This window comes from Streptomyces sp. NPDC031132 (assembly GCF_055570595.1).
On sequence record NZ_JBVIGX010000014.1, the window covers coordinates 152,287 to 167,530 of the forward strand.

Genomic DNA, 15,244 nt, shown 5'->3' on the forward strand with positions numbered 1-15,244 from the left:
TCTCCCACTCTTCCACACCTCTCCTTGTTTTTCTCCACCCATGGGAGGGTTTGGGCCTTCACGGGGGGTTTCGCCTCCCCCAACACGGGTCCCCACACCCCAGTACGGTCACACGGAGGAGGGCATGTGCAGCACGCCCGTGCCGCGCTTGACGAGTTCACCCGCGATGATCAGGCGCTGGATCTCGGAGGTGCCCTCCCAGATGCGGTCGACGCGCAGTTCGCGGTAGAGCCGCTCGACGGGGTACGAGCGGTCGTAGCCGCGGCCGCCGAAGATCTGCAGGCAGCGGTCGACGACGCGGCCGGAGGCCTCGCTCGCCGCCAGCTTGGCGATGGCCGCCTTGGCGTGCAGCGTCTTGCGGTCGATCCGGCCCTCGTCGACCTCCCAGGCGACCTGGTGGGTGTAGGCCCGGTTGACGGCGATGTCCACGGCGCAGTCGGCGAGCATGCCCTGGATCAGCTGGAAATCGGCGATGGGCGAGCCGAACTGGCGGCGCTCCACCGCCCAGTCCCGGGCGAGCTCCAGGGCCCGTTCGGCGGCGCCGATCGTCCGGGCGGCGATCATCAGCCGTTCCTCGGTGAACCAGGAGCGCGTGATGTCGTAGCCGTTGCCCACCTCCCCCAGCACGGCGTCCTCGGGCACGCGCACGTCGGTGAAGGTGAACTCGGGGTGCTCGTAGACGAAGGTGTGCATCCAGCGCGGCACCCGGGTCATCTCGATGCCCGGGGTCTCCTTGTCCACGAGGAACAGGGTCGGGGCGCCCTCTTCCCCTGCGGCGGCCAGCACGATCATGAAGTCCGCGTGGTCGCCGACGGTGACGAACCACTTCTCGCCGTTCAGTACCCAACCGCCGTCGCTCCGCGTCGCCGTGGTCCGCAGGCTCTGCGGGTCCGAGCCCGCCTCGGGCTCGCTCACCGCGTAGCAGTCGCGCCGCTGCCCCCGGATGACGGGGACGAGGTAGCGCTCCCGCTGCTCGGGCGTGCAGAAGGACAGGGCGTTGGCCGGGCGCCACACCATGTCCCACAGTGCGCCGGTCAGTCGTCCGAGCTCCGCCTGGACGGTGACCTGTTCCAGGATGGTGAGCCCGGCCCCGCCCCATTCCGCCGGCATGTTGACGGCCTGCAGGCCGCTGTCGAGGACGGCGTCGCGGATCTCGGTGTGGGCGTGCGGGGGCAGGCCGTTGTTCTCCTCGCAGTCGACTTCGTACTTCATGATGAAGTCGGTGAGCGCGCGCGCCGAGCCCTTGAGCTCTTCCTGACGGGCGGTGAGGCGGAAGTCCATGTCACTCCTCTTCGATCGTTGCATGGCGGTGCGGTACGGGGCTCAGGCGCCGGGCAGCGCGAGGGCCCGGGTGCCGCGCTTGACGAGCTCGTTGGCGATGATCAGGCGCTGGATCTCGGAGGTGCCCTCCCAGATCCGGTCGACGCGCAGTTCGCGGTACATGCGCTCGACGGGGTACGAACGGTCGTAGCCGCGGCCGCCGAAGATCTGCACGCAGCGGTCGATGACCCGCCCGGCGGCCTCGCTCGCCGCCAGCTTCGCCGTGGACGCCTTGGCGTGCAGGGTCTTGCGGTCGGTGTGCGGCTGGTCGGCCTCCCAGGCGACCTGGTGGGTGTAGGCCCGGTTGACGGCGATGTCCACGGCGCAGTCGGCGAGCATGCCCTGGATCAGCTGGAAGTCGGCGATGGGCGAGCCGAACTGGCGGCGTGCCACCGCCCAGTTGCGGGCTAGCTCCAGGGCCCGTTCGGCGGCGCCGACGGTCCGGGCGGCGATCATCAGCCGCTCGTCGGTGAACCACTCCTTGGTCAGCTCGTAGCCGTTGCCGACGCCGCCGAGCACGTCCTCGTCGGGGACGAACACGTCGGTGAAGGTGAACTCGGGGTGCCCGTTCACGGCGGAGTGCATGAAGCGGGGGACGCGGGTCATCTCGACTCCCGCTGCCTGCTTGTCCACGAAGAACAGGGTCGCGGCCCGCTCCGGGCCGGCGTCGGCCTGCACGAGCAGGAAGTCGGCGATGTCGCCGCAGGTCACGAACCATTTCTCGCCGTTCAGCAGCCAACCGCCGTCGGTACGGGTCGCCGTACTGGTGCACGAGCCCGGGTCGGAGCCCGCGCCGGGCTCGGTCACGGCGAACGCGTCGAACCGCTCGCCCCTGATGACGGGGAGCAGATACTTCTCCCGCTGCGCCTCGGTCCCGTAGGCCAGGACGTTCGCGGGTCGCCAGGGGATGTCCCACAGGCAGTTGGTGACCTTGCCGAACTCCTCCTCGACGATGACCTGGTCCAGCAGGGAGAGCCCGGCCCCGCCCCATTCGGCGGGCATGTTGATGGCGTAGACGCCCGCCTCGATAGCGGCGCGGGTCAGCTCGCGGACGGTGTCGGAGGGCAGCGGCCCGCCGGCCTCCTCGGACTGGTCCTCGTACCTCATCAGGAGCCGCGAGTAGGCGGCGGCGCGGGCCTTGAGGTCGGCCTGCTCGGGTGTGTAGCGGAAGTCCATGGTGTTCTCCGGGACGCGAAGGGGTGAGAGGGAGTACGGGGGGCTCAGAGCAGTACGGCCCGCGCGTCCAGGGCGATGGCCCCGTCCGGGCGTACCAGCAGCGGGTTGACCTCCAGCTCGGCGATCTCCGGATGCGCGGCGGCGACCGTGGTGATGCGTTCGATCACGGCGGCCGCCGCGGCCACGTCCACGGCCGGCCGGCCGCGTACGCCCGCCAGCAGGGCGGCGGTCCGCAGGCCGCGGAGCAGTTCCTCGGCCCGCCGGGCCGGTACGGGCGCGAGCGCGAAGGCGACGTCGCGCAGGGTCTCGGTGAGGACCCCGCCGAGCCCGACCAGGGCCACCGGACCGAACCGCGGATCGCGGTTCACGCCCACGATCAGCTCGATGCCGTCCGTCAGGTCGGCCATCGCCTCGACGGAGTACGAGGGCGCGCCGAGCCGGGCGTGCATGTCCCGGTAGGCGGCCAGGAGCGCGTCCGGGTCGGCCAGGCGCAGCGCGACACCGCCCGCGTCGGACTTGTGCAGGAGGTGCAGGGCCTTGAGGACGTACGGGCCTTCGAACTCCGCTGCCGCGGCCAGCAGTCCGGCCTCGTCGGTGATCTCGCGGGCGGGCGGGAACGGCACGCCCGCGGAGTCGAGCAGTGCCCGTACCCCGTGGTAGCCGGTGTCCCGCAGCGGCGCGGCGGGCGTCGGCAGCGCGGGGAGCCCGGGCGTGCCCCCGGCCCCCTGGGCGGTCATCGCCGCCAGCGCACGGGCCGCGTCCTCGGTCGCGGCGAACACCGGTACCCCGGCCCCGGCCAGGACCCGGCAGCTCGGTGACTGCGGGTACATCGACTGCACGACCAGGGGCTTCGGCGTGGCCCCGAGGTGGGTGACGATCTCCCGGGCGGCCCGCTGCTCGCCCTCCGCGAGTACGGAGCCACCGGCCGAACCGCCGCCCAGGCCGCCGTCGGAAGCCGCGTACCCGCCGAAATAGCCGGTCATCAGGACGGCGTCGACCTCCTCGGCGGCGAGCAGCTCCCCGACCGTGTCGGCGTACGAGAGGGGGTACTGCTCGCCCATTCCGGCCAGGTCGACCGGGTTGCCGACCGCGGACTGCTCCCAGAGAACGGACCGCAGGCGCTCCTGCGCCCGCGCGCCGAGTTCCGGTACGTCGAGCCCTGCGTCCTCGGCGGCGTCGGCCGCGATGGCGCCGTGGCCGCCGCCGTCGGTGAAGACCGCGGTCCGGCGACCCTGCGTACGCGTCCCCGGCCCGGCGGCGAGGGCGGCGAGGACGACCGTCATCTCCCGCGGTGTGTGCACGAGTTCCACCCCGGCGTCGCGGCAGGCGGCGGCCACCACGTCGGCCGAGGTGGTGAGCGCCCCGGTGTGGGACTGGGCGCTGCGCGCGGAGGCGGTGCCCCGGCCCGCCGTGAGCAGGACGACCGGCTTGCCTGCCGCCGCGGCGGCCTGCGCGAAGGCCCTGCCGTCGCCGAAGTCCTCGGCGTACACGGCGATCGCCGAGGTGGCCTCGTGGCGGGCGCAGTCCTCGACGAGGTCGACGAGGGTGACGTCGGCCTGGTTACCGAGGGAGACGAACCGGGAGAAGCCCAGACCGTGCGGGGCGCCGCGGAGTTGGAGTTCGAGGGCGAGGTTGCCGCTCTGGCTCAGCAGGGCCACGCCGCCCGGAGCGAAGCGGTCGGAGGCGAGGTACAGCTCGGTCGTGTTGTCGGCGATGCCCAGGCAGTTGGGGCCGACGAGCACGGCTCCGGCGGCCTGGACGCGGGCGGCGACCGCCCGCTGCCGGGCCAGTCCCGCGGGACCCGCCTCCGCGAAGCCCGCGGTGATGCCGACGATGGCCTTAGCGCCGCAGGCCAGGGCGTCGTCGACGGCGGCCTCGAAGCCGGCGCCGGGGACGGAGATCACCACGAGTTCGACGGGTTCGCCGATCGCGGCGAGGGAGGGCGCCGCGGTCCGGCCGAGGACGGTGCCGCCGCGCCGGTTCACCAGGTGTACGGGCCTGCGGTCGGGGGCCCGCAGGGCCTGGGACGCCACGGCGTGGCCGTACTTCGCCGGGTCGTCGCTGGCGCCGACGACGGCGACGGAACCGGGGTCGAACAGTGCGGTCAGGTCGCGTCCCATGTCACTTCTCCACTCGGAGGGCGGCGTTGGGGCAGCTTTCGGCGCAGGCGCGTGCGGCGGCCTCCGCGGCGGGCTCGACGGCGAGGGCGATGAGCTTCGCGTAGCCCCACTCGTCGAGCTCGACGAGCTCGGGGGCGTGTTCCTGGCACAGTCCGTAGCCCTGGCAGCGGGTGGAGTCCAGCAGGAGTTTCACGGCGTTCCTTTCAGCGCGGGCAGCGGGATGCGGGCGGAGGGCGCGTCGGAGACCTCCGGTACGGCGACGGCGAGGCGTCCGGGGCCGCCCGCGGGCAGGTCGGCGGCGCAGGCGGGGCAGGCCGCGCCGAGGTGGGAGGGGAGGGTGCGGCGGAAGGTGCGCAGGAGGCTGCCCGCGACGCCCGCAGCGGCGTCGAGGAGGCCGCATGCGCCGCGTCCGGGCAGCCCCTGTGACCAGCGGGTCAGGTTCGCGAGGGTGTCGGGCCCGGCGGTGCCCGCGGCGAGCGCCCTCAGGGCGCCGTGCACGGCCGCGGTGCCCGTGACGCAGACGCCGCACTGCCGGGCGCTCTCGGCCGCGAGGTGGCCGACGGCTTCGGTGGCGGCGGTCACCGGGCAGGTGCCGGCGGCGAGGAAGCGGATCGCTCCGCAGCCCAGCGCGGTGCCCGCGGCGGCGAGCGCGCCGGGCTCGAGGGGGAGGTCCAGGCCCCGGGCGTCGACGAGTCCCCCGAACAGCCCGCCCATCAGGGCCCCGGCGGCATCCGGGGTGCCGTGGGCGGCTGCCAGGGTGCGCAGGGGGACGCCGTAGGGGATTTCGGTGAGCAGCGGGGTGCCGCTCCCGCCGGACAGCGTCACCAGGGTGGAGCGGGCGATCCGCTGCCGCTGTCCGGGCCGGGCGGCGGTCAGGGCGATGCGGGCGAGCGTCTCGACGTTGGAGACCAGCGTGGGCGCGCCGCCGACGCCGCGCTCGAAGGGGCGGGGCGGCTTGGCGGTGGGCAGGGCCGGGCCGCCGTCGATCCTGCGGACGACCGCGGACTCCTCGCCGGCCACGTAGGTGCGGTCGGTCTCGACGACCTCGATCGGCAGGGGCGGCGGGTGCTCGGCGAGGGCCCGGCGTACGCAGGCCCCCGCTTCCGGGTCGGAGAGGTAGACGTAGCCGCGTGCGGCCCCGGTCATCGCGGCGGCGCGGGCGAGGCCGTCGAGCACCAGGTGGGGCCGGGCCCGGAGCAGCCAGCGGTCCTTGACCGAACCCGGTTCGCCCTCCTCTCCGTTGGCGACCACGACCGGGGCGCCGCCGCCCCCGCGGACGGCGCGCAGTTTGACGGCGACCGGGAATCCGGCCCCGCCGCGGCCGCGCAGGCCGGAGGCGTCGAGGTGGTGCAGCAGTTCGTCGGGGCGGGTGGCGCTCCGGTAACCGCCGGTGGCGCGGTACGCCCCGGCGCTCTCCGTCACGTCGGGTCGCGCTCCGAGTGCGGAGTCCGGCGGCTGCGCCGTCGGGAGTCGGATCGCGGTCATCGGCTGCCTCCTGTCCGGGTGGGGGTCTGCAGGGTGCGTACGGCCCTCTCGAGCGCGTTACGGTCCTCGGCGGTGCGGCCGTACCCGGTGCCCGGGAGGCCGATGAGCATGCGGTGGTGGTCGAGGACCACCTCCGCTGCGAGCAGGGCGGCCGCCCGGTCGCCCGGTCGTGAGCCCTCGGCCACGGAGGTCACCAGCTCGGTGACCTCGGCCAGGTAGCGGAGCCAGCCGTGCCGGCTGCCCCGCAGGACCAGGCGCTCCACGCGCCGGCGCTCGGCGGCTGCCAGTTCCGCGGCCGCCGGTTCCGCGGCCTGTGCCGGAGCCTGCGTCGGGGGTGATGGCGCAGGCGAGGCCGGCGAGGGGGCGCGCAGGGCGGCGACCGCCGCGGGCAGTTCCCGCTCCGGTTCGGGGGTGAGGCCGAGCCAGTCCAGACGCCGACGTCCGCTCATACGTGCCTCCGGGAGGGGTGGGGTGCCGGGACGGGCCGGCGCCGGCGGGGCCAGGGCGTGAGGGGAAGCCCGGGGCTCGCCGAGGGGGACGCCGAGTCGTGCGGCGGAACGGGGGGTGCGGGGCCGGGCGGATGCCGGGGCGCAGGGCTGCTTCCGGTGCGGGGAACAGGGCGGAGGCGCGGTGGCGCCGGAGCAGCGACGGGTGAATCGTTGACTGACCGATCGGTCAGCGATAGCAATCACGCTAGCTGACCGATCGGTCAGCCCACAAGTCTTGACCCGGCGGAAATGAGCCAGCAGTCTGGCTGTCCAATCGGTCAGCGAGGTCGCGGCGTCCGCCGTACCTCCACCTGCCCGCAGCTGGGACGCTTCGACACGATCGCTCACACCGATCGCCGACACCGATCGCCGCACGTACGGCAAGGAGTCACCCGATGCAGCACAGAGCCGCCGAAACACCGACCGGCCCGCCCGGCCAGGACTCCCCCGGGCCCGCCCTGTCAGCCCGCTACTACACCGATCCCGAGACGGGCGCCGCGGAGATGCGGCACGTCTTCGGCAAGTCCTGGCAGCTCGTCTGCCACGAGTCCGACCTCCCGGAGCCCGGAGCCCGGCTCGCCGCCACGGTCGCGGACCGCGAGGTACTGGTCGTCCGCACCGAGGACGGCGGCCTGGCCGCCCACCTCAACGTCTGCCGCCACCGCGGAACACGCCTGGTGACCGCCCCGGAACCGGCCGGCAAGGCGATCCGCTGCCCGTACCACGGCTGGACCTACCGGCTCGACGGAAGCCTGGTCGGCGCCCCGGAGGCACGGCAGATCCCCTGCCTCGACAAGCCGAACCTCGGCCTGTTCCCGGCCGGCGTCGAGTCCTTCCTCGGCTTCGTCTTCGTCAACCTCGACCCCGACGCCGTACCGCTGGCGAAGAGTTGCGCGGGGCTCGCCGAGGCGGTCGGCCACTACGCCGGAGCCGATCTGGTACCGGTCGGCCGCGCCCGTATCCACGACCTGGCGGGCGCCGAGGTGCAGGAAGCCAACTGGAAGGTGGCGGTCGACAACTACCTGGAGGGCTACCACGTCCCGGTGGCCCACCCGGGGCTGATGCGGCTGCTCGACTACCAGGGCTACACCTGCGACATCGAGGAGTCCTACGCCCTGTTCACCTCGCCGTTGCGGGACAAGCCCTCCTCCAACTGGCCCGAACGCCTCTACCAGCGCATCGCCGCCCCGATGCCGGGCCTCTCCGAGGCCGACCGCAGGGTCTGGCGGTACGCGGTGATCTACCCGAACACCCTCATCGACTTCTACCCCGACCACGTCCTCGCGTGGACCGCGATCCCGACGGCGGTGGACCGGGTGGCCGTACCCGGCGCGTTCTACACCCGCCGTGGCACGAGCCTGCGCACCCGGCTGGCCCGGCGCCTGAACATCCACATCGGCTGGATCACCAACGACGAGGACGCCGAGCTGGTCGCCCGCGTCCAGAAGGGGCTCTCCACCCCCGGGTTCGAGCCCGGACCCCTGTCGCGCCGCGAGTCGGCGGTCGGCTGGTTCGCCGGCCGCATCCGGGCCGACCTCGACGCCGCCGACCTGTGAGCCGCACCCGCTGAAGCGCGCCGTCCGCGCGGGCAACCACGGCACGACGGGACCACCGCGCCCCCGCACCGCCGCGCCCACCGGACGACCGCCCCCCGCCGCTGTTCCCTTCCCGCCGTCCCCCACGGCAGCGGGCCCCTACGGAGAGGACCCCGATGTCCCCCGAGGCACTTCCCCTGACCAGACGCTCCTTCCTCCGCGCAGGCACCACCGCGGCCCTCGCCCTCACGGCGGCCGGCTGCGGGTTCGCGTCCGACGACGACCCGGCCGGAGCAGCGGCCGCGCACGCCCCGATCGACGTCAAGGTCGACGGCGACCTCGTCTACTTCAACTGGGCCGACTTCGTCGACCCGGCCGTCTTCGAAGGCTTCCAGAAGGAGTACGGGGTCAAGGTCATCCAGTCCAACTTCGACTCCATGGAGGGCATGGCCGCCAAACTCAACGCCGGCAACCGCTACGACATCATCTTCCCCACGGCGAAGTGGTCGCAGCGCCTCGCCGCGGGCGGCAGGCTGCGCACGATCGACCACAGCAGGCTGAAGAACGCCGAGGCGGTGTTCGGCGGTTACGGCTACTTCGCCGACCCCTGGTACGACCCCGGCTCCGCGCACACCGTCCCCTTCACCATGTACAAGACCGGCATCGGATGGCGCCGCGACCGCCTCGGGGACCTCACCGGCTCCTGGAGCGACCTGTGGAACGAGCAGGCCAAGGGCAAGGTCTTCGTACTCGACGACCGCGACGAGGTGCTCGGCATGGGCGCGCTCAAGCTCGGACTCAGCCTCTCCACCGGCGACCCGGCCGAGCTCGACCGCGTCACCGACACCCTGCGCTCGCTCCGCCCCCGGCTGCGCGGCTTCTCCAGCGACAGCTACAACAACCTGCTCAACGGCAACGCCGACATGACGCAGGCCTGGAGCGGGGACATGGCCGCGATGCTCGCCCAGGCCGAGGACCCCTCGGTCTTCGGCTTCGAGGTCGCCCGGGAGGGCGCCCCCGTCAACTCCGACTGCTACGCCATACCCGCCAACGCCCAGCATCCCGGCACGGCGATGCTCTTCATCGACTACATGCTCCGCCCGGAGAACGTGAAGAAGAACATCGAGTACATCGGCTACCCGATGCCGGTGCACGGCACCGAGGACACCTACGCCGCGCTCGTGGAGCCGTTCCCCCAGTGCCTGGTGACCGCCGACGACCTGGGGGCCGACCTCTTCTTCCGCAACAGCACCGCGACGGGCGAGCGCGCCCGTGACGCCGCCTGGACCGACGTGAAGGCCGGCTGACATGACACGACGCAAACCATCCGGGGCGACCTCTCCGGACCGGGGGCCGTCCGCCTCGGGAGCGCGCCTGTGGACCTGGCTCATGCTCCCCGGCACCCTGTGGATGACCGGCTTCCTGCTCGCCTCCCTCGTCCTGGTGGCCACCCTCGCGTTCGGCACCACCGACCCGCTGGGAAACCCGCGCTTCGGACTCAACTTCGACAACATCGCCACGTTGGCCGACCCGGCGTACAGCACCGTCCTGCTGCGCTCCCTCGGCTACGCGCTCGTCACCTGCGCCATCTGCCTGGCCGTGGCCTATCCGGTCGCCTACACCATCGCGCTGCACGGCGGGCGCTTCAAGAACGCGCTGATCGCCGCCATCGTCGTCCCCTTCTTCGCCAACTACCTGGTACGGATGTACGGCTGGTCCGTCGTCCTCTCCGACGACGGACCGCTGCTGCGGGCCCTGCGGGCGGTCGGCATCGCCGACGACGACACCAAGATCCTCCAGACCGGCGCGGGCGTCATCGCCGGACTCGTCTACGGCTTCATCGTGTTCATGATCATCCCGTTGTACGCGGCCCTGGAACGCATGGACACCTCGCTCATCGAAGCCGGACGCGACCTCTACGGCGGTCCCTTGAGGACCTTCTTCTTCGTCACCGTGCCCGCCACCCGGCAGGGCGCCGCCGCCGGCTGCGTCCTCGTCTTCCTGCCCGCCATGGGCGACTTCGTCAGCGCCCAGCTCATGGGAGGACCCGACCAGATCATGATCGGCAACCTGATCCAGGACAAGTTCTTCCAGGGCCAGAACTGGCCGCTCGGCTCGGCCCTGACCATGCTGCTGATGGCGGTCCTGTTCCTCGGGATGCTCGGCTACCTGCGGCGCGCCCGCAAGGACGAGGCGGAGGCGGCCCGATGACACGACGCGCCGAGCGACGGCCCCGCTTCGCGATCGCGGTCACCGTGCTCTTCTTCGCGCTCCTCTACCTCCCCGTGGGCGTCGTCGTCCTGTTCTCCTTCAACGCGCAGAAGTCCCTGACCGTGTTCGAGGGACTGAGCCTGCGCTGGTACGAGGCCTTCTTCCACGACGACGTACTGCTCGACTCGCTCGGCATGAGCCTGCAGGTCTCCCTGGTCGCCATGGCCGGCTCACTGGTCCTCGGCGTTGCCCTCGCGCTCGGACTGGTACGCGCACGCAGCCGGCTCGGCTCCTTCGCCGGCCTGGTCATGCTCGTCCCGCTGATCACCCCGGAGATCGTCACCGGCGTCGCGGCGATGCTCCTGTTCAAGGGCACGGGCATCACGCTGTCCACCGGAACCGTGATGCTCGCCGAGATCACCTTCTCCATCTCGTACGTGACGGTCATCCTGCGCTCCCGCATCGCCGCCCTGAACCCCGAGGTGGAAGAGGCGGCGATGGACCTCGGCGCCACCCGCCGACAGGCATTGCGCCTGGTGACGCTGCCCGCGCTGCTCCCCAGCATCCTGGCCTCGGCCGTCCTGATCTTCGCCCTCGTCTTCGACGACTTCGTCCTCGCCTACTTCACCACCGGCGTCGATCCGCAGCCGCTGTCCGTACGCATCTACTCGGCGATCAGGTTCGGCGTCCAGCCCACCATCAACGCCGTCGGCACCCTGATGCTCCTCGGCTCCGTGGCGCTCATCGTCCTCGCCCTCGCCATCCCGCGCCTGTTCGGCCGCCGCGGCGGCCTCGATCTGCTCTCCGGGAAGTGACCCCCATGCAGCACCCTCCCCGTCCCCCGCACCCGCGCCCGCACCCCGCGGTCCGGCTCGACCAGGTCGGCAAGCGGTACGCCGGCGCCGCCGACGCGTACGCCGTCCGCGACGTCACCCTCGACATCGCCCCCGGCGAGTTCTTCTCCCTCCTGGGCCCCTCCGGCTGTGGAAAGACCACCCTGCTGCGGATGATCGGCGGTTTCGCCGATCCCACGGAGGGCAGCGTCCTGCTGGACGGCGAAGACGTCACCGGGCTGCCGCCCGACAAGCGCAACGTCAACACCGTCTTCCAGAGCTACGCCCTCTTCGACCACCTCTCCCTCGCGGACAACGTGGCCTTCGGCCTCAAACGCAAGGGCGTGGCCCGCGCCGAGATCCGCGAGCGGGTCGCCGGCATGCTCGACCTCGTACAGCTCGGGCACCTGGCCGCCCGCAAGCCGCCCACGCTCTCCGGCGGCCAGCGCCAGCGCGTGGCCCTCGCCCGCGCCCTGGTCAACCGCCCCCAAGTGCTGCTGCTGGACGAGCCGCTGGCCGCCCTCGACCTGAAACTGCGCCGCCAGATGCAGGTCGAGCTCAAGCAGATCCAGCGCGAGATCGGCATCACCTTCGTCTTCGTCACCCACGACCAGGACGAGGCGCTGACGATGTCGGACCGCATCGCGGTCATGAACGAGGGCCGCATCGAGCAGTGCGGCACGCCGGAGGACGTGTACGAGCGCCCCACCAGCACCTTCACGGCCTCCTTCATGGGCACCTCCAACCTCGTCCCCGGGACCTACCGCTCCGGCGAGGTCGTCCTGGACCAGGGCCCCGCGCTGCCCGTCGGCCTCCGGTCCGCAGTCTCCGACGGCACCAGGGTCAGCCTCTCGATCCGGCCCGAGAAGATCTGGCTCTCCGACTTCGAACCGGGCATGGCCCGGGTGGGCGGCGTCGTGCGGGAGACCGTCTACTGCGGTGCGACCACCACCTACCTCATCGAACTGGCGCCGGGCGTGACGGTGTCCGTGCTGGAGCAGAACACCGTCCGCTCCCGCATGGAGGACCGCTGGAGCGGCGGCGAGCGCGTCGAGATCGGCTGGAAGCCCGAACACTGCCTGGTCCTCGGCTGACCGACCCCTCCGGGCCGCCGCCCCGGCCGCCTTCCCGCACCCAGCGAAGGAACACCCCATGAAACACGACGTCATCGTGCTCGGCGCGGGCCTCGCAGGCCTCGCCGCCGCACGCGACCTGACCGAGGGCGGCGCCGACGTCCTCGTCGTCGAGGCCCGCGACCGGGTCGGCGGACGCGTCGAGCAGACCCGCCTCCCCGACGGCCGCCTCGTCCAACTCGGCGGAGAAGTGGTCGGCCGGTCCCACACCGCCTACACGGACCTCGTCGCCGAACTGGGCCTCACCCTGGTCCCCAGCTACGTCGCCGAGCCCGGCGCCCTCGTCCGCGCCACCCCCGAAGGAGTCTCCGCCGCCGAACCTCCCCACTGGTTCGGGCCCGGTGACGACGCCTGCCACCAGAAGGTCACCGCCGCCTTCGCCGCGCTCGCCCGCACCGTCGACCCGGACGACCCGTGGTCCCATCCCGGCGCCACCGCCCTGGACCGGCAGTCCGTCGGCGACTGGCTGCGCACCGAGGGCGCGACCCCGGCCGTCGTACGTCTCTGGGAGATCGGACAGCTCGCGCTCGCCGACGGCTCCTGCGAACGCACCTCCCTGCTGGCTTCCTTGCGCAAACACGCTGCCGTCCCCGGCGTCGGCCACTACGAGTACGAAGCGTGGGAGGGCCTGCGGGTGGCCGAGGGCTCGGCGACCGTGGCCCTGCGCATGGCCGACGCCCTCGACGGGCGGATACGGACCGGCTCCGCGGCCGAGGCGGTCTCGGTGTCGCCGGGCCGCTGCTGCGTACGCCTGGCCGGCGGAGAGACCCTGACCGCGGCAGCCGTCGTCAGCGCCCTCCCCGTCGGCCCCCTCCGCTCGGTCGCCGTCACCGGTGTCAGCGACGGCCGCCTGGCCTCCCTGCACCGCCAGCGGCACGCCCTCGCCGCCAAGTTCACCGCCTCGTACGACAGGCCGTTCTGGCGCGACCGTGGCCTCAGCGGCCTCTCCGAATCCGAGGGTGTCCTCGGCAGCACCTGGCCGCAGAGCGAGGGCATCCTCTCCGCCCTCGTCCCGCCCGAACGGTTCGGCGTACTCCTGGGCACACCCGCCCACCTGCGGGAACCCGAACTGCTCGGCGAGATCGCCCGCCTCTACGGCGACGAGGCGCACCGCCCGCTCGCCACGTACCTGCGCATGTGGGGCACCGACCCGTGGACCCGGGGGTACGTCACCCAGTGGGCCCCCGGCGACGTCACGGCCGTCGGTCCCCGGCACGGCACCCACGAACCGCCCTTCTACGTCTGCGGATCCGACCAGTGGGTGGCCGGCTACATGGAGGGCGCCGTGCGCACCGGACGCGACACCGCCGAGGAGGTGCTGCGCCGTGGCTGACACCGTGGGCGACACCCTGACCGACACGCTGTTCAACCACATCGGCGGCGTGGACCGGCCGGCCGCGTCCGGCGAGACGATGGAACTGACCGACCCCTCCACCGGGCGGGTGCACGCCCGTGCCCCGCGCTCCGGCGGGGCCGACACCGACGCCGCCGTCTCGGCGGCGGCCGCCGCGTACGAGCACTGGTCCACGACCACCCCGGCCGTCCGGCAGCGCGCCCTGCTCTCCCTCGCCGACGCGATGGAGGCGCATGCGGAAGCCCTGACGGCCGCTGAAACCGCGGACACCGGCAAATCGGCGCGGCAGTTCAGGGACGAGGAGCTGCCCGCCATAGTCGACACGGTGCGCTACTTCGCCGGAGCGGCCCGGAACCTCCCGGGCGCGGCCGCGGCCGAGTACACGCAGGGCCGCACCTCCCTGCTGCGCCGCGAACCGGTCGGGGTCTGCGCCCAGATCACCCCGTGGAACTACCCGCTGATGATGGCGGCGTGGAAGATCGCCCCGGCGATCGCCGCCGGCAACACGACCGTGCTCAAGCCCGCCGACACCACCCCGTCCTCGTCCGCGCTGCTCGCGCGGATCGCCTCCGCACACCTGCCACCAGGCGTCCTCAACGTCGTCTGCGGCGACCGCGACACCGGGCGGGCGCTCACCGCCCACCGCGACGTGGCCCTGATCGCGGTCACGGGCAGTGTGCGGGCGGGCCAGGAGATCGCGGCGGCCGCGGCGGCAGGCCTCAAACGCGTCCACCTGGAGCTGGGCGGGAACTCCCCCGTCATCGTCCACGACGACGTGGACGTCGAGGCGACGGCCGCGGCCCTTGCCGCCGTCGCCTACTACAACGCCGGCCAGGACTGCACCGCGCCCACCCGGCTCCTGGTCCACCACCGGGTGCACGACGCGTTCCTCGCGGCCTTCGCGGCATCGGCGCGAAAACTGCGCACGGGCCCGCCGAGCGAGCAGGACGCCGACTTCGGACCCCTCAACAACGCGGCCCAGCTCGCTTCGGTACGGGCGAAGCTCGAACGCCTCCCGGCCCACGCCGAGGTCGTCACCGGCGGCGCGCGGCTCGCCCGACCCGGTTTCTTCGTCGAGGCCACCGTCGTGGCGGGAGTGCGCCAGGACGACGAGATCGTGCAGGAGGAGACCTTCGGCCCCGTCGTGACCGTCCAGCCGTTCACCGACGAGACGGAGGCCCTGCGCTTGGCCAACGACGTCCGTTTCGGCCTCGCCGCCAGCGTCTGGACCTCGGACCACGACCGCGCCATGCGCGCGACCCGGATCCTGCACACGGGCATCGTCTGGGTGAACACCCACGGCACCACCGTCTCCGAGATGCCCCACGGCGGGGTCAAACACTCCGGCTACGGCACCGACCTCTCCTTGTCCGGCCTCCTCGACTACACCCAGGCCAAGCACGTCATGCTCTGATCTGCATGCTGTGAGCTCCGTCCGGGTGATGCCCTACCGCCCCCGACCGCCGGGCAAGGGCTGGCCCGCGCACGCGGTGTGGCCCGACCACGATGGACACCGGCACCGGCGCCGGGCCCGGTTCGGATCACCGGTGCGCCTATCCGGGTCACTTCCGGACGTCCCCCGGGCGAGA

At 72.7% G+C, this 15,244-nt stretch carries 13 protein-coding genes; 7 read left to right on the forward strand and 6 right to left on the reverse strand.

Features of this window, described 5'->3' with window-relative positions; genetic code table 11:
* Positions 1-108: 108 nt before the first annotated feature.
* From ACZ49B_RS22345 to ACZ49B_RS22370, 6 genes are read right to left on the reverse strand one after another with little or no spacing between them, the layout of a single operon-like run.
* On the reverse strand, positions 109-1,281 hold the full coding sequence (locus tag ACZ49B_RS22345; protein WP_468308559.1) for an acyl-CoA dehydrogenase family protein: 1,173 nt from the start codon (positions 1,279-1,281) through the stop codon (positions 109-111).
* A 42-nt stretch (positions 1,282-1,323) separates the two neighbouring features.
* Entirely contained in the window at positions 1,324-2,496 is a 1,173-nt protein-coding gene (locus ACZ49B_RS22350; RefSeq protein WP_468308561.1) for an acyl-CoA dehydrogenase family protein, read from the reverse strand.
* 44 nt (positions 2,497-2,540) lie between these two features.
* Positions 2,541-4,616 carry an acetate--CoA ligase family protein gene (locus ACZ49B_RS22355; protein ID WP_468308563.1) on the reverse strand — a complete coding sequence of 692 codons (2,076 nt, stop codon included), beginning with the start codon at positions 4,614-4,616 and terminating at the stop codon, positions 2,541-2,543.
* A 1-nt stretch (position 4,617) separates the two neighbouring features.
* Positions 4,618-4,809, reverse strand: coding sequence for a ferredoxin (locus ACZ49B_RS22360; protein WP_266671040.1), 192 nt, complete (start codon positions 4,807-4,809; stop codon positions 4,618-4,620).
* On the reverse strand, positions 4,806-6,101 hold the full coding sequence (locus ACZ49B_RS22365; RefSeq protein WP_468308565.1) for an NADH-ubiquinone oxidoreductase-F iron-sulfur binding region domain-containing protein: 1,296 nt from the start codon (positions 6,099-6,101) through the stop codon (positions 4,806-4,808). The genes ACZ49B_RS22360 and ACZ49B_RS22365 overlap by 4 nt, the downstream gene beginning before the upstream one ends.
* Positions 6,098-6,550 (reverse strand): hypothetical protein, encoded by a 453-nt coding sequence (locus ACZ49B_RS22370; RefSeq protein ID WP_468308567.1) that lies wholly within the window; start codon positions 6,548-6,550, stop codon positions 6,098-6,100. Before ACZ49B_RS22370 ends, ACZ49B_RS22365 begins: the two co-directional genes overlap by 4 nt.
* Positions 6,551-6,984: 434 nt before the next feature.
* On the opposite strand from ACZ49B_RS22370, the gene ACZ49B_RS22375 reads away from it, so the two are divergent.
* From ACZ49B_RS22375 to ACZ49B_RS22405, 7 genes are all read left to right on the forward strand, one after another.
* Positions 6,985-8,145 (forward strand): aromatic ring-hydroxylating oxygenase subunit alpha, encoded by a 1,161-nt coding sequence (locus ACZ49B_RS22375; protein WP_468308569.1) that lies wholly within the window; start codon positions 6,985-6,987, stop codon positions 8,143-8,145.
* A 155-nt stretch (positions 8,146-8,300) separates the two neighbouring features.
* Positions 8,301-9,431: a polyamine ABC transporter substrate-binding protein gene (locus ACZ49B_RS22380; RefSeq protein ID WP_468308571.1), complete on the forward strand. Its 1,131-nt coding sequence runs from the start codon at positions 8,301-8,303 to the stop codon at positions 9,429-9,431.
* Positions 9,432-9,513: 82 nt separating this feature from the next.
* Positions 9,514-10,335, forward strand: a complete 822-nt coding sequence (locus ACZ49B_RS22385) for an ABC transporter permease (protein WP_468308574.1) — start codon at positions 9,514-9,516, stop codon at positions 10,333-10,335.
* Positions 10,332-11,150, forward strand: a complete 819-nt coding sequence (locus ACZ49B_RS22390) for an ABC transporter permease (RefSeq protein WP_468308576.1) — start codon at positions 10,332-10,334, stop codon at positions 11,148-11,150. Before ACZ49B_RS22385 ends, ACZ49B_RS22390 begins: the two co-directional genes overlap by 4 nt.
* 5 nt (positions 11,151-11,155) lie before the next feature.
* On the forward strand, positions 11,156-12,262 hold the full coding sequence (locus ACZ49B_RS22395) for an ABC transporter ATP-binding protein (protein WP_468308577.1): 1,107 nt from the start codon (positions 11,156-11,158) through the stop codon (positions 12,260-12,262).
* 58 nt (positions 12,263-12,320) lie between these two features.
* Positions 12,321-13,634 carry a flavin monoamine oxidase family protein gene (locus tag ACZ49B_RS22400; protein ID WP_468308580.1) on the forward strand — a complete coding sequence of 438 codons (1,314 nt, stop codon included), beginning with the start codon at positions 12,321-12,323 and terminating at the stop codon, positions 13,632-13,634.
* Entirely contained in the window at positions 13,627-15,069 is a 1,443-nt protein-coding gene (locus ACZ49B_RS22405; RefSeq protein ID WP_468308581.1) for an aminobutyraldehyde dehydrogenase, read from the forward strand. Before ACZ49B_RS22400 ends, ACZ49B_RS22405 begins: the two co-directional genes overlap by 8 nt.
* Positions 15,070-15,244: the final 175 nt, after the last annotated feature.

Bases quoted from the DNA above. Each gene is read 5' to 3' on its own strand.
- ACZ49B_RS22380 (WP_468308571.1), top strand. From the start codon at position 8,301: ATGTCCCCCGAGGCACTTCCCCTGACCAGACGCTCCTTCCTCCGCGCA.
- ACZ49B_RS22400 (WP_468308580.1), top strand. From the start codon at position 12,321: ATGAAACACGACGTCATCGTGCTCGGCGCGGGCCTCGCAGGCCTCGCC.
- ACZ49B_RS22385 (WP_468308574.1), top strand. From the start codon at position 9,514: ATGCTCCCCGGCACCCTGTGGATGACCGGCTTCCTGCTCGCCTCCCTC.
- ACZ49B_RS22370 (WP_468308567.1), bottom strand. From the start codon at position 6,550: ATGAGCGGACGTCGGCGTCTGGACTGGCTCGGCCTCACCCCCGAACCG.
- ACZ49B_RS22365 (WP_468308565.1), bottom strand. From the start codon at position 6,101: ATGACCGCGATCCGACTCCCGACGGCGCAGCCGCCGGACTCCGCACTC.
- ACZ49B_RS22345 (WP_468308559.1), bottom strand. From the start codon at position 1,281: ATGGACTTCCGCCTCACCGCCCGTCAGGAAGAGCTCAAGGGCTCGGCG.
- ACZ49B_RS22395 (WP_468308577.1), top strand. From the start codon at position 11,156: ATGCAGCACCCTCCCCGTCCCCCGCACCCGCGCCCGCACCCCGCGGTC.
- ACZ49B_RS22390 (WP_468308576.1), top strand. From the start codon at position 10,332: ATGACACGACGCGCCGAGCGACGGCCCCGCTTCGCGATCGCGGTCACC.
- ACZ49B_RS22375 (WP_468308569.1), top strand. From the start codon at position 6,985: ATGCAGCACAGAGCCGCCGAAACACCGACCGGCCCGCCCGGCCAGGAC.
- ACZ49B_RS22355 (WP_468308563.1), bottom strand. From the start codon at position 4,616: ATGGGACGCGACCTGACCGCACTGTTCGACCCCGGTTCCGTCGCCGTC.
- ACZ49B_RS22350 (WP_468308561.1), bottom strand. From the start codon at position 2,496: ATGGACTTCCGCTACACACCCGAGCAGGCCGACCTCAAGGCCCGCGCC.